Below are 13,868 nucleotides of genomic sequence, written 5' to 3' on the forward strand. Positions count from 1 at the left end.
AGAGCCCGTCCGATAATGTCTGGAGAGCCCGTCCGATAATGTCTGGCCGGGGTTGAGTGGCCGGGATGGCGGTGATTCCAGAAGGGTGCTGAAGCCTGATCTGGACGTGCCATGTGGACCCCGACCACTCGCCGGCAGCATAACCGTGCGCGCTTGCGATACGAAACCGACCTGACGGATACGGAATGGGCGGTGGTCGCGCCCTTGATGCCAGAGCCCGCCTCGCGTGGTCGCCCGCCCGTCTGGACAATGCGGGAGGTCTTGAACGCAATCTTCTACGTGCTGCGCGGCGGCATCGCATGGCGGTTGATCCCAAAGGATCTTCCTCCGCGCAGCACGACGTTCGGCTACTTCAGCCGCTGGCGGGACGAGGGATTGTTCGGGCGGATCAACCACACCCTGGTCATGGCCGACCGGGAGCGGGCCGGTCGCGAGGCCTCGCCGACGGCGGCCGTGCTCGACAGCCAGAGCGTGAAGACCACCGAGAGCGGCGGCCCGYGCGGCTACGACGCTGGAAAGAAGGTCAAAGGCCGCAAGCGTCAGGCCATGGTCGACACAGACGGGCGGGCCCTCGTGCTCGATCCGCAGGCCGCCGACATTCAGGATCGCGATGGGGCCGGACCGGTGCTGCGCCTGTCGCGGCGGACCTTCCCGTTCATCGTCAGAGCGTTCGCCGATGCAGGCTATGCCGGCGACAGACCCGCGACCGCCACCGTCATCACCATCGACATCGTGCGCAAACCGAAGGATCAGGTCGGCTTCGCCGTGCATCCACGACGATGGGTGGTGGAACGCTTCTTCGGATGGATCAGCCGCAACCGACGCCTCTGGAAGGACCCGGAGGCGACCCTCGCCTCGGCCCAGGCCTTCCTCTACGCCGCCGCCGTCATGATCCTCGTCCGAAGGCTCGGGCGAGCATCATGACTTATCGGACGGACTCTACCCTCGCCTCGGCCCAGGCCTTCCTCTACGCCGCCGCCGTCATGATCCTCGTCCGAAGGCTCGGGCGAGCATCATGACTTATCGGACGGACTCTTAGGGCCGATGCCCGGTGCAGCGCCATTATTGGCTGCGCGCGAAGCTCAACGCATCCTCAATGGCCAAGTCAAAGTCGATTTCAACCCCCACGGGCCCGCTGAGACCAAATGAACAAGTTATATCGTCTTGTACTTTGTTCCAGAAGTCCTTCAGCGCGCCCCTCGGCGGCATCTGATAGTCCGACACTCTATTATTTTGCTCAATGGGAGCGACGAAAACGAGTCCGCTATATCCGTCCTCGCCCCTGATGGCGAGTTGAGTTCCTGACGGAAACCGCCATTCAAAATCTAGAGCGAAATCCAATTCCGGACGCCCAATCAGGCACCTAAACACCTCAACCCTAATTAATGACTGTGAAAAAACCATTGTATCTTTGGATATGGAAGGCCAAATTTGGTTGGGCTGGAAAATAAACGCTGCTGCGATACATAAGTCGAATCAATTAGGCCATCGTACCGCATGGAGTGAACAATTTGGTCGTGCTCATCTGGCTTATCAATTGAGCGCAGCCCTCGCAGCATCGGCCTCCAAATTGGAAACTCACCTGGTGAGAAATTTGCCGTCCTTCCAGTTGTGTCCACTACCCTGGAGAGCGAGGGAATTTTTAATTCGTACCGACGGAGGCTCGTTATTTCATCTATTGATACCCTATCGAGAGGGTAGGCAGATGATCGAAGGCCGCACAGCGTGACAGGGTAGGATACATTTTCGCTATCGCTGACCCACGCATTGCTCGGCTGTTCGATCACAAATGCATTTCTTCGCTGTTCTATAACATCTCTGATTGAATCATTTTCCCGTGCCTTTGCCACGCATAAATCTTGCACTTGCCGCATGGTCATCGGCACCGATTTGTCCCCTATGCGGAGGTAACATTCCCTTTCATCTTTGTCTCGATGCGGGGCAGCATGAGAGGGCGGCACACGAAAAACGACAACTCCATCTAAACCATCCCGCTCAATCCCGAGGACTTCGAGCGATGTTAGTGGTGGATCGACGCTGGCGGTTATGCTCGCACCCAGCCTATCAGCAAGCTCCCGACAATTCGGCACGCAGACGACGCCACGCGCACGGGCATCACCATCCTCATCGATTCCTAGTATAAGGGTCCCGCCTGCCGTATTCGCGAAGGCTATTAGCTCCTTGGTAATGTCTTTCTTTGCCGTATTTCCAATTTTGCCTTGACCGGACATCCAGGTATCCGGAGCCCCGTCTCTAGTGGAAAGGGTTTTTTTGAATTCGAGCGTTCTATCTTCCTGAGCGCCTCGTGCAATCAGCGCATCAATGTCATCTGACGTCACTTCGGCAAGCGGCTTGCGAAACATTGCTGCCCCTATCTTCAACGCCCCTACGGTAGCATAGGCATCCCGCACGAACAGCGCCGAGCGATCCGTCCTGAGTGGTTGCTCACGCCTTCCTCCACGTCACCCTCCGGTGCTTCTTCACCGCCTCGATAAGCGCCTCCCAAAGCTCCCGGTGCTCGACCCGTCCACCGCCGCCTTTGCGCCAGCCGTTCGCCTGCCACTTGGCGATCCACTCGTTCATGCACTGGACCACGTAGTTGCTGCCGATCATGGTAAGGCTCGCACCGGCCTTCACGCGCAGGACGCCTTCCAGGGCGGCCGTCAGCTCCATGCGGATGTTCGTGGTGTTTGGGACGTCGCCTGTCGGGGTGTCCTGCTTCCGGGTCGCCGGCTCCCACAGGTGGGCCTTCCAGTTCCCTGGTCCGGGGTTGCCCTTACAGCTACCGGTGAACGTCACGGTCACTTCTCGCGGGGTCTCTTCAGTCATCGGTTCATTCCATGCGTAAGGGATGGGCGGAGCCCCCGCGAAGGGGCCCCGTCCAGGTGATTGAGAGGGTCGTGATGGTGATGATGGTGATGCGCGGACGGGCGGCGGCTGTTACCACTTGCTGTCCCGGAGCTTGATGGACGGCTTGAACGGGCTGGCCTTCGGCTTGAGAGCCTCGCCCAGGCGCTCCAGGCCCTCGGTCTCGGCTTCCTGCTGAACCTTGGCGGTCCTCGCCGCGTCCTCGCGGATGCTTTCGAGCTGGCGCGGGCTCTCACGGTCGATGTTGCGGTTGATCTGTTTTACCTCCGCGGGCGAGTGCCCGGACAGGTTCGGCTTGCTCATGCCGATGGTCGTGCCGGGGATGACGAAGAGCGGATCGTAACGCCCCGTAATCCGCTGGCGTGTCTCGGCATCCACCGCCGCCTGACGCGCCGCTTGGGCACGCTGCAAGTCCGCGATGCGGAAGACCCCGTCCGAACGGTCGTCCACCGGAACGCCATCGGCCTTCCGCACGATGTGCCAAACATCGCCCGCGCCGATGACGTTGCGGACGGTCAGCCCGTTCGCCTCGATGCCCTCGGTCTTCCGATCCGGCCGTGGTCGCGTTGAGGATGATGCGCCACTCCTCATCGAGGAACTCGCGTTCGCGTACCTTCGGGGCGGCCTTGCCCACCGTGACGCTCACGCCCTCGAAGGGGTTGAGCGGGATGCGCTTGTTGTCCCGCGCCCAGCCGAACGCCACGCGTGCCGCCCTGAGCCACACGTCGTTGACCACTCCGGCCGTTCGCTCCGGGGTCACGAGGGTGCTCTTCCAGGCGATGGCATCCTCGCCCGTGATGGTCGCGATGTCCCGGCCCTCGAAATGCGCCTCCATTCCCCTGAACACGGCTCGCCAGCGGTTCACGGTGGAGGCCCCAGGTTTGCGCTCGAAGACCCACGCCTCGAAGAGGGACCAGCACGTGAGGCCCGAAACCTTCGCCGTCCGCTTCGGGACGAAGTCGGGGCGCTTCTCGGCATGGGGGTCGGGGGCGTAGTTGCCCTCAGCGCGCCGCCTGAGCGCGGCAGCGGCGGCAGCTAGGTCGCGCTCCACGATGTCGAGGAGGGCATCCGTGGCCTCCTGTGTGAGATTGACGCCCTGTTCCCCGAGGAAGGTCGTGACGCGCCCCACTTCGTTGGTGACGCCCCGCCGATGGCGCTGCTGGGTCTCGGTCTCCTCTTCGTCGTCCTCGTGGCGTGAGCCCCAGGAGCGGGCCGCCTCAAGTCGCTCGATGATGTCTTCGCCTACGCCCTCGGGCTCATCCTCGTGGCGGGCAACGAACCACGCGTACCACTGGCCCGCCAGCCCGTGCGCCTCGCGCGGCGTGAGCCCGTGACCCTCGCCCCTCGTCGCTGCTCTCAGCGCCTCGATGCGGCCCGTTACGGTCGCGTTCCAATCTCGTAGCTCAGCCTTCGCCGCGCCTGTGGACAGGCTCCCAGGGCGACGGAAACGCTCCTCCCGGGCCACGCCGTAAGCCGCCTTGTAGGCCGCTCGGATGTCCTTCGGGATGCCTTTACGGGCGAACCAATCGCCATTCGAGGCGCGGCTCAGAGAGGTCATGGGAACGGCCACTTTGTAGCGCCCTTTGTAGCGGTGGGCGCCGAAAAACACCTGTGTCTCAGTGTGTTACTGATGGTGCTTACAATTTCAACAGTTTGGTGCGGACGGCGGGACTCGAACCCGCACAGCCTTGCGGCCGCAAGATTTTAAGTCTCGTGCGTCTACCGGTTTCGCCACGTCCGCATCCCGGCAGCGGTAGCGGTCCGGGGAGGCCAGATCAAGCGGGTGGGTGCCAGCCGTAGACCCAGGCGTAGCGCGCGCTCATGCCTTCGGGGCCGGTGCGGCGCATCACCGTGTCCCGGGCGAAGCTGATCAGCCGGCCGGCATGGTAGAAGCGCCCGTTACGGCGAGCGGCCCGCTGCACCGCGCGCACGCGGGACTGGCGCGCCGCGGCATAGGCCGCCAGCGCCTCGGGCACGCTCGCCTGGGCCGACAGGCTCGCGGCCAGCACCGCCGCGTCCTCAATGGCGAGCGCCGCGCCCTGGGCCAGGAATGGCAGCACCGGATGGGCGGCATCGCCCAGAAGCGCGATCCGACCCCGTGCCATCGGCCGCACCGCCGGCCGGTCCACCAGCGACCACACCATCCAGCTATCGGGCAGGGTCAGCAGCTCCGTCAGCGGCGGGGCCGCATCGGGAAAATGGTCGCGCAGGACCATCGGGTCGCCGATCCGGCCCCAATCCTCGTCGCCCTCGCGCTCGGGGACGATCGCCACGACATTGAGCCGCTTGCCGCCGTTGATCGGGTAATGGACGACGTGGCGCCGGTGCCCCAGCCAGAGCCCCGTCTCGGCGCCCTGAAGCGCTTCGGGCGCGGCCTCGCGCGGGATCACCGCCCGCCACGCCGCTTGGCGGTGAAGCCGCAGCGGGCGTGTGTCGAAATGCTGGCGCAGGCTCGAGCGCACGCCGTCGGCGCCGATGACGAGGTCGGCGTTCAGGGTCTCGGTACGGTCCCCATCGATGGTGCGCACCGTCAGACTGACGCCGTCCTCGGTCTCGCTGAGGCCCGAGACCTCGCGCCCGACGCTGAGGCGGATGCCGGGGCGCCCGCGCACGGCATCGAGCAGGATCGTCTGCAGGTCGGCGCGATGCAGAACGTAGTAGGGCGCGCCGTGACGCTCGCGGATGCTCGCGCCCAAGCGGATGCCGCCGATGACGCGGCCGGTGGTCAGGGCGCGCACGGTGACGCCGGGCGGCTCGTCGCCGGCCCGGCGCAGGGCCGCACCGAGCCCGAGGCCGATCAGCACCGCGCTGGCGTTCGGTGAGAGCTGGAGGCCGGCGCCGACCTCGGAGAACCCGGTGCGCCGCTCGATCAGCGTGACGGTATGGCCGGCCCCGGCGAGCGAAAGCGCGGCGGTGAGCCCGCCGATCCCGGCGCCGACGATGACGATGGAGAGCGCCGCCACGGACGGCCCGCCCCGGTCAGGCGGCCTTGGAGGTCGTGTCGGGCGTCTCGTCGTGCCACACGCAACCCGCCGGCTCCGCCGTGCCCGCCTTCAGCTTCGGGTCGTAGCGGAACAGGGTCGAGCAGTACTGGCAGATGATCTCGGTATCGCTGCCCATGTCGAGGAAGACATGCGGATGATCGAAGGGCGGCAGCGCCCCGATGCACATGAACTCCTTGGAGCCCACCGCGATCACGCTCATGCCGGCCTGATTGTGGAAGTGGGGAACCGCCTTGTCAGCCATCGCACGTCCCTGAAACCGAGGCCGTGGTCTAGCGCGTTCGCGGCCGCACGCCTAGGGGCCGGCCCCTAAGCACCTGACGGTGCGTAGAGCCGCTGGGCTGTCAGGCGGACCTTGGCGCTCTGGCGCAAACCGGACGCCCACATCAACAGGGACCGCTTTGACGTCCGTGTGCCTCCGTCGGACCGGTGCCCATAAGACCATGGTCCGAGAACAAGCTTCGATGGTGCAAAGCTAGTCGGTTAGTGTGCGCGGTTCGAGTACCTCGACGAACCGTAAAAGGTACCCGTCCGGGTCCTGCACCAACATCTCGATCTGTCCGTGTTCTATGTCCTCGGCGCGATACCAAGCTTCTTTGGGCTCCTCGAAGACCGGGAGTCCTGCCGCTCTGAGTCGGGCGTGGATTGGCGCGACTTCGGGGACTTCGATCTGAAGGTTCATGCCGCGGCCGAAGGGGCGATCGAGGGGGGCTGTTATCCAGCATTCGGCGTGCAGCTGCTCCAGCATGAGCTGCGCTCCGCCTAGATCGAGATAGGCGAACTTATCTTCCGGCCTCACGAACCGGACTGAGAAGCCGATGATGTCACAGTATAACCTCTGACTGGTTTCAATATATTCACATACGAGATCTGGTACAAGGGCCGCCCATTTTTCTTCGATCATCTAATTATCCTTATTCTGTTGTGTCAGTTTCTGCTGACTGGCTCTCTCGGCGCAATGCAGCTCGCTTGAAATCAATGAATTATCGGGCAAAATGAAATTTAGTAGAGGAGGGATATGTAATATCAGCCAAGTCCGAGCTTGAGAGGGCTCGATCAAGGTCAATCGTCGATCTGGAAGTGCCGAAATTTCTGGATAGCGCCGCGAGCGCAACGGTTCTGGCGTGGCGACGTTCGAAACCTTCTGAGCCAGAGCCGCCGGGGGGCGGACGGAGCCGGGGCTTCTTTGCCGTGGGGATCTGAGGGCGTGGTCACCCCGTCGGCGCCAGGTCAAACGCGCGATCCTCCTTTGCCTTGGCAAGCAGGGCGATGCAGCGGCAGCGATGTTTGCGTCCGGGTTGGCGCCGGCCCTGGGGCGGCGTAAGACGGGGGCGTCCGCCTCGAACGTCCCTCGCTAAGCGCCCGATCCCCATGAGCCGTGAAGAGCAAGCCGTCGCCGAAGGCGCGCGCCGCGCCCCGGAGCCGCCGATCCACGGGCCGGAGGGGTTCGAGGGGATGCGCCGTGCCGGGCGCCTGACCGCGGAGGCGCTCGATCTCCTGGTCGAAGCCGCCCAGCCCGGCGTGACCACGGAGTATCTCGACAAGCTCGCCTTCGAGTTCGGCATGGATCACGGCGCTTATCCGGCCTCGCTGTTCTACCGCGGCTACCGCAAGTCGATCTGCACCTCGATCAACCATGTCGTTTGCCACGGCATCCCCAACGACAAGCCCCTGCGCGACGGCGACATCGTCAACCTCGATTGCTGCCTGATCCTCGACGGCTGGCACGGGGATTCGAGCCGCATGGCCTATATCGGCGAGGTGCCGCGCAAGGCGCAGCGCCTGTGCGAGATCACCTACGAGGCGCTGATGCGCGGCATTCGCGCGGTGAAGCCCGGCGGCTCCACCACCGATATCGGCCGCGCGATCCAGACCTACGCGGAATCCGAGCGCTGCTCGGTGGTGCGCGATTTCTGCGGCCACGGGCTCGGCCGCGTCTACCACGACGCGCCGACCATCCTGCACTACGTCGAGGCGAGCTACGACGTGCCGCTCAAGGCCGGCCAATTCTTCACCATCGAGCCGATGATCAATCTCGGCCGGCCCGCGGTGAAGGTGCTCTCCGACGGCTGGACCGCCGTGACCCGCGACCGCTCGCTCTCCGCGCAGTTCGAGCACACTGTGGCGGTGACGGAAGATGGCTGCGAGATCTTCACGCTCTCGCCCAAGGGCCTCGACCAGCCCAAGCCGCATGGTCTCGAGGCGAACGGCCCGCAGGCCGACTGACGGCCCGCCGGGAGATGGCCCGCCGGACGGCCGAACCGCCCGCCCTGCCGGGCCTTGCCGAGGCGGCGGCTCCCGCGCCCGCCGAGGAGACGCCGCATTATCACGGCCACCGCGAGCGCCTGCGCGCCCGCTTCGCCCAAGCCGGCGCCGAGGCACTGGCCGATTACGAACTGCTCGAACTCACGCTGTTCCGGTCGATTCCGCGGCGGGATGTGAAGCCGCTGGCCAAGGCGCTGATCCAACGCTTCGGCTCGTTTGCCGAAGTCGTTAGCGCCGAGCCCGCCCGGCTCATCGAGGTGGAGGGCGTCAGTGCCGGTGTCGCCGCCGACCTGAAACTCGTCGAGGCCGCCGGCCGCCGGCTGGCCCGCGGTGCCATCGCCGCCCGCCCGCTGCTGTCGTCGTGGGGCGCCCTGATCGAGTATCTGCGCGCCACCATGGCCTTTTCGGGCCGCGAAGAGTTCCGGGTGCTGTTCCTCGACCGGCGCAACCACCTGATCGCCGACGAGGTGCAGGGCCGCGGCACCGTCGATCACACGCCGGTCTATCCCCGCGAGGTGGCACGACGCGCGCTCGAACTTGCCTCCACCGCGATCATCCTGGCCCACAACCACCCGTCCGGCGACCCGACGCCCTCGAAGGCCGACATCCGCATGACGCGGGAGATCGTTTCGGTGCTCGATCCCCTCGGCATCGTGGTGCACGACCACGTCATCCTCGGCCGTGACGGACATGCCAGCCTGAAAGGGCTCAAGCTGTTCTGAGGCGCCCGGCCGTCCGACCGAGACCCGCAGAGCTTGGCATGTCCGGAGGCATTTCCCTGACTAGTTGCATAAACCTGCAACAGGGCGTCGCTCTCAGGGATAGGCTTGAGCGCGGTGTCCGCTACATCGACCGGAGGGTCGTCCCGTGTCGCTCGCATCGATGAGCGCGTGGGGCGATCTCCTGCCCGCGGCGCCTCGTGCCGCGGCAGCCGGGGAGGGGACAGTTTCAGGGCGGGCAGGACACCTGCCGCGTGGCCTGCCTCTTGCTCCGGCAACGCGAGACATCAGGGGGAATCGCGCGGATGGCGCACACGGCGTTCGACGAGATGAACGGGGGCGGGGCGGGGCAGCTCGAACCGGCGGCCGTGCGCGAGGCCTATGACATCCTCAAAACGTGGCTCGACAAGACGCCGCCGGAGCATTTCAACACCCGCCGCAGCCAGGCCGAGATGCTGTTCCGGCGCATCGGCATCACCTTCGCGGTCTATGGTGCCAACGAATCGACCGAGCGGCTGATCCCGTTCGACATCATCCCGCGGGTGCTGACCAAGCCCGAATGGGATTTTCTGGAGCGCGGCCTCAAGCAGCGGGTCACCGCGCTGAACGCCTTCATCAACGACATCTACGGCGCCGAGGAATGCATCAAGGCGGGGATCATCCCGCCCGACCTCGTCTACCGCAACCCGCATTACCGCATGGAGATGCGCGCCTTCGACGTGCCGCACGACCTCTATGTCCACATCGCCGGCATCGACATCGTGCGGACCGGCGAGAAGGACTTCTTCGTGCTGGAGGACAACGCCCGCACCCCGTCCGGCGTCTCCTACATGCTGGAGAACCGCGAGGTGATGATGCGGCTCTTCCCCGAGCTGTTCTCGCGCCACCGCGTCGCCCCGGTCGAGAACTATCCCGACGCCCTGCTCGCGACCCTGCGCAGCCTCGCCCCGGCTTCCGCCACCCGCGACCCGACCGTGGTGCTGCTGACCCCCGGCCGCTACAACTCGGCCTTCTACGAGCACTCGTTCCTGGCCGACAAACTCGGCGTCGAGCTGGTGGAGGCGGGCGACCTCTTCACCAAGGACGAGGTCGTCTACATGCGCACGACCGAAGGTCCGCGCCGCGTCGATGTGATCTACCGCCGCCTCGACGACGATTTCCTCGATCCGCTGGTATTCCGGCCGGATTCGGTGCTCGGCGTGCCGGGGCTGATGAACGCCTACGAGCGGGGCAATGTCACGTTGTCGAACGCGGTCGGCACCGGCATCTCGGACGACAAGGCCGTCTACAGCTACATGCCGGAAATCGTGAAGTTCTTCACCGGCGAAGACCCGATCCTGCACAACGTGCCGACCCATCGCTGCCGGGAAAAGGAGGCCTTTTCCTACGTGATGGACAACCTCAAGGATCTCGTGGTCAAGGAGGTCAACGGCTCGGGCGGCTACGGCATGCTGGTCGGCCCGCACGCCACGCGGCGCGAGATCGACGAGTTTGCCAAGAAGCTGCGGCACGCGCCCGACAACTTCATCGCCCAGCCGACGCTCTCGCTCTCCACCTGCCCGACCTTCGTCGCCTCGGGCGTTGCCCCGCGCCACGTCGATTTGCGGCCCTTCGTGCTGGCGGGTGCCGACGAGATCCGCATCGTGCCCGGCGGCCTGACCCGGGTCGCGCTCAAGGAAGGCTCGCTCGTGGTCAATTCGAGCCAGGGCGGCGGCACCAAGGATACCTGGGTGCTCGATGCCTGAGCGTTTCGCCCGATTCTTATCCAATCTTCAGGCGGGCCGGGCAGCGACGGTGATGAAACACCGCGCATCTGCCGCCCTGGTCGCCAACGCGCCCGCGAGCTGACGCCATGCTGTCCCGGACTGCCGACAACCTCTACTGGCTCTCGCGCTACGCCGAGCGTGCGGATTTTCTGGCCCGCATCCTCGATGCGGCCCTGCGGCTGGCCGCCCTGCCGTCAAGCTATGGCGGGCGCACCTCGAACGAATGGGCCTCGGCCCTGTCCTCGGCGGGCGATCCCGAGCTGTTCAAGACGCTCTACGATTCGGTCAACGAGCACACGGTCTGTAACTTCCTCGCCTTCTCGCCCCACAACCCGTCCTCGATCCGCTCCTGCATCGCCACGGCGCGGGAGAACGCCCGCTCGATCCGCACGGCGCTTACCACCGAGATGTGGGACACGATCAACGGCGCCTATCTCGAACTGCGGTCCTACGAGGGCCGCGACCTCTCGCGCGACGAGTTCACGCAATTCCTCGATTGGGTGAAGCGCGTCTCGCTGACCTTCGACGGCTCGGCCTACCGGACGATGCTGCGCAACGACGCCTACTGGTTCACCCGCGCCGGCACGGCGATCGAGCGGGCGGACAACACCGCGCGCATTCTCGACGTGAAGTACCAGATCCTGCTGCCGGCCTCGGAGCGGGTCGGCGGCTCGCTCGACTACTTCCAGTGGACGACGATCCTGCGCGAGGTCTCGGCCTTCAACGCCTATCACTGGGTCTACCGCGAGAGCATCAAGCCGGTGCTCGTCGCCGACCTGCTGATCCTCAACCCCGAAATGCCGCGCTCCCTCGCGAGCTGCTACCGGATGCTGGTGGAGCATCTCGATCTGATCGCCGACGCCTACGGCCGCCGTGGCGAGAGCCAGCGTCTGGCGAGCAATCTGCGGGCGAAGCTGCGCAGCGCCGATATCGAGCGCATCTTCGCCTCCGGCCTCCACGAGTTCATCCAGGGCTTCATCGTCGAGAACAACAGTCTCGGCGCGGCCATCAGCGACCAGTATCTGGTGTGAGAAGTACCGGCCGATACGGCGTCCGTTTCGATAGAGCGGACGCCGTATCGGCAAGCCCGTGCGGTGCCCGCGCCAAGACACCGACCGCTGGGGGCCAGGCGCTCGAAAAGCCAGCCTGAAGGCGGTTGTCCACCGGGCTCCGAGGCCGGGCGATCGCGCGGCGCCGCAGTTTGAGGCACGCCGGATCTGCCCAACATCACGCAGGCGAGCAGGCTTTGAGAGTGCCGCCGCGCGCGATTCGGATATCCGCCCCTCGCCATCGTGTGATGACTCCTGAAGCTCTCGCTTGTGCGTGCAAGGCCAAAGTCGGTGGCCATATTGCTGCGCTGCACATCAGGTTTGTCGAGTAAAACACTCGACCGGGCAAAAAATCCGAAAAAATGTGTCGGTTCACGGCAAGTCCGGCTCGGTCACTCCATCAAAATTGTCGCAGGTCGTAGCCTGAGCGGGCACTCGGCACGGCCCCAAAGAATAAAAATAATCGATCGTACATTCTGGGGAGATGATCGCCGGCCGTCCTCCGATGGAAATCAAATCCCGTTCGACCGCTGCTGCGCTCGAAGAACGGGTGGCGCCTCTGCGCCATGAATGTCCTGCCCAAATCCTGTTCTGCTCGGCTGGCTCTGTGAGGATCTGCAAACGATGCTGTCGATGCATGTTGATGCTGAGAAGGATTGGAAGGCCTCGGACTGTACCGTCACCGAGCCTTCGACGATCCGGCGCGCGATCTCGGCGGCTTCGATCGGGAATGTCGCCGAATGGTATGATTTCGGCGTTTATGCGTTCTTCGAGCCGACGATTCAGAAGGTGTTCTTCTCGAATCTCTCCCACACGATGGGGGAAATCGCGACCTTCGGGCTGTTTGCCGTCGCCTTCCTGATCCGGCCGCTCGGCGGCATGTTCTTCGGCCCGCTGGCCGACCGGATCGGCCGCAACAAGGTTCTCGCGGCCACGATGATCCTAATGGCCGTCGGCACCTTCGCGATCGGCTGCATCCCCAGTCAGGAGAGCATCGGCATTGTCGCGCCCCTGCTCCTTCTGGTCGCCCGCCTGATCCAGGGCTTCTCCACCGGCGGCGAGTATGGGAGCGCCATGACCTTCATCGCCGAGTACGCCCCCGACCGGCGGCGCGGCTATCTCGGCAGTTGGTTGGAGTTCGGCACCTTCACCGGCTACCTGCTGGGCGCGATCGTCGTGACCGTGGCGGGTCTCGCCCTCACCGAGCAGCAATTGCTCGATTGGGGCTGGCGTCTGCCCTTCTTCCTGGCCCTGCCGCTCGGCCTCGTCGGCGTCTACCTGCGTTCGCAGCTCGCCGAGACCCCCGCCTTTGCCGCGCTCGAGCAGGAGACCGAGGATCGCGAGAAGCGCCTGCGCGCGGGACAGACCGCGAAGGATATTCTGGTCCTCTGGCCCTACGTTCTCGTCTGCATGGGGCTCGCCCTGGCCTGGAACGTGCCGAACTACATGCTGACCTCCTACATGCCGACCTACGTCACGCAGACCTTGCCGATGATGCAGCAGGCCGGCGGCATCTCGGCGACGGAGTCGCAGGTTCTGCAGATCACGGTGATGGTGCTCGCGCTCCTGTCGATCCCCTTCATCGGCCGCCTGTCCGACCGGTTCGGACGCAAGCCCTTCGCGCTGGCCGGGGCCGTCGGCCTCGTCGTCCTGGCTCTGCCGATGATCCTGCTGATCCGCAGTCAGAGCGAGGCCGCGGTCTTCCTCGGCCTGCTGATCATGGGGCTGCTGCTGATCTGCTTCAGCGCCACAATGCCCTCGACCCTGCCGGCTCTCTTCCCCACGAATCTGCGGGCGAGCGGTCTGTCGATTTCGTTCAACGTCTCCGTCTCGCTCTTTGCCGGAACGACGTCGGTCGTCGTCGGATCGCTCGTGGCCTATACCGGCGACCTCAACTGGCCCGCCTATTACCTGATGATTGCCGGCGTGATCGGCGTGGTCTCGATCCTGCTCATCCGCGAACCCAACGGGAAGAGCATGTGGGGGTCGCCGCCGGCCGCGGCGAGCGTGCAGGAGGCGCACGACCTCGTCGAGAGTGACAATCCAGGTTCGGTCGGGCCGGTGCCGGGTGCCGCCATTCGCGGCCAGATGGCCTGAACAGCGCACGTGCCGGAAGCCGTGCCCGATTCACCGGGCACGGCTTTGTCGCTCTCACGTCGTCCAGGGGCTTCCGGTCAGACCGAGCCCGCTCGAAGCGGA

The 13,868-nt window shown here is 65.0% G+C and carries 13 protein-coding genes and 1 tRNA gene; 6 read left to right on the forward strand and 8 right to left on the reverse strand.

Features of this window, described 5'->3' with window-relative positions:
• The first annotated feature begins 111 nt into the window (after positions 1 to 111).
• Positions 112 to 924, forward strand: a complete 813-nt coding sequence (locus tag ASF53_RS00005; protein WP_056191948.1) for an IS5 family transposase — start codon at positions 112 to 114, stop codon at positions 922 to 924.
• A 458-nt stretch (positions 925 to 1,382) separates the two neighbouring features.
• Here the strand turns inward: ASF53_RS00005 and ASF53_RS24585 are convergent, their stop codons facing one another.
• The 8 genes from ASF53_RS24585 to ASF53_RS00040 all read right to left on the reverse strand — a co-directional run bounded on the left by ASF53_RS24585 (position 1,383) and on the right by ASF53_RS00040 (position 6,774).
• On the reverse strand, positions 1,383 to 2,363 hold the full coding sequence (locus ASF53_RS24585) for an AlbA family DNA-binding domain-containing protein (RefSeq protein ID WP_082482264.1): 981 nt from the start codon (positions 2,361 to 2,363) through the stop codon (positions 1,383 to 1,385).
• Between the two features lie 82 nt (positions 2,364 to 2,445).
• Positions 2,446 to 2,829 carry an RNase H family protein gene (locus ASF53_RS24590; RefSeq protein WP_082482265.1) on the reverse strand — a complete coding sequence of 128 codons (384 nt, stop codon included), beginning with the start codon at positions 2,827 to 2,829 and terminating at the stop codon, positions 2,446 to 2,448.
• Positions 2,830 to 2,940: 111 nt separating this feature from the next.
• Complete coding sequence (locus ASF53_RS25480) at positions 2,941 to 3,171, reverse strand: hypothetical protein (RefSeq protein ID WP_156635308.1); 231 nt, start codon at positions 3,169 to 3,171, stop codon at positions 2,941 to 2,943.
• Positions 3,101 to 4,477 carry a site-specific integrase gene (locus ASF53_RS25485; RefSeq protein ID WP_156635310.1) on the reverse strand — a complete coding sequence of 459 codons (1,377 nt, stop codon included), beginning with the start codon at positions 4,475 to 4,477 and terminating at the stop codon, positions 3,101 to 3,103. Before ASF53_RS25485 ends, ASF53_RS25480 begins: the two co-directional genes overlap by 71 nt.
• A 45-nt stretch (positions 4,478 to 4,522) precedes the next feature.
• A tRNA-Leu gene (locus ASF53_RS00025) sits at positions 4,523 to 4,609 on the reverse strand.
• A 34-nt stretch (positions 4,610 to 4,643) separates the two neighbouring features.
• Positions 4,644 to 5,831: an FAD-dependent oxidoreductase gene (locus ASF53_RS00030; protein ID WP_056191961.1), complete on the reverse strand. Its 1,188-nt coding sequence runs from the start codon at positions 5,829 to 5,831 to the stop codon at positions 4,644 to 4,646.
• 16 nt (positions 5,832 to 5,847) lie between these two features.
• Positions 5,848 to 6,114: a zinc-finger domain-containing protein gene (locus ASF53_RS00035; RefSeq protein ID WP_056191964.1), complete on the reverse strand. Its 267-nt coding sequence runs from the start codon at positions 6,112 to 6,114 to the stop codon at positions 5,848 to 5,850.
• Between the two features lie 231 nt (positions 6,115 to 6,345).
• The gene (locus ASF53_RS00040) at positions 6,346 to 6,774 is read right to left on the reverse strand and encodes a bleomycin resistance protein (protein WP_056191967.1); all 429 of its coding nucleotides are present in this window, start codon (positions 6,772 to 6,774) and stop codon (positions 6,346 to 6,348) included.
• A 467-nt stretch (positions 6,775 to 7,241) separates the two neighbouring features.
• Here ASF53_RS00040 and map point away from each other — a divergent pair, with 467 nt between their 5' ends.
• From map to ASF53_RS00065, 5 genes are all read left to right on the forward strand, one after another.
• The gene (map, locus tag ASF53_RS00045) at positions 7,242 to 8,096 is read left to right on the forward strand and encodes a type I methionyl aminopeptidase (RefSeq protein ID WP_056191970.1); all 855 of its coding nucleotides are present in this window, start codon (positions 7,242 to 7,244) and stop codon (positions 8,094 to 8,096) included.
• Positions 8,097 to 8,110: 14 nt separating this feature from the next.
• Positions 8,111 to 8,857 (forward strand): RadC family protein, encoded by a 747-nt coding sequence (gene radC, locus ASF53_RS00050; protein WP_056191974.1) that lies wholly within the window; start codon positions 8,111 to 8,113, stop codon positions 8,855 to 8,857.
• 302 nt (positions 8,858 to 9,159) lie between these two features.
• Positions 9,160 to 10,599, forward strand: coding sequence for a circularly permuted type 2 ATP-grasp protein (locus ASF53_RS00055; protein ID WP_056191976.1), 1,440 nt, complete (start codon positions 9,160 to 9,162; stop codon positions 10,597 to 10,599).
• Between the two features lie 107 nt (positions 10,600 to 10,706).
• Complete coding sequence (locus tag ASF53_RS00060; protein WP_056191979.1) at positions 10,707 to 11,651, forward strand: alpha-E domain-containing protein; 945 nt, start codon at positions 10,707 to 10,709, stop codon at positions 11,649 to 11,651.
• A gap of 651 nt (positions 11,652 to 12,302) precedes the next feature.
• A complete protein-coding gene (locus tag ASF53_RS00065) occupies positions 12,303 to 13,766 on the forward strand; it encodes an MFS transporter (protein ID WP_056193736.1) in 1,464 nt (487 codons plus the stop codon).
• The last annotated feature ends 102 nt before the right edge of the window (positions 13,767 to 13,868 follow it).

It is taken from the genome of Methylobacterium sp. Leaf123, assembly GCF_001423405.1.
GTDB lineage: Bacteria > Pseudomonadota > Alphaproteobacteria > Rhizobiales > Beijerinckiaceae > Methylobacterium.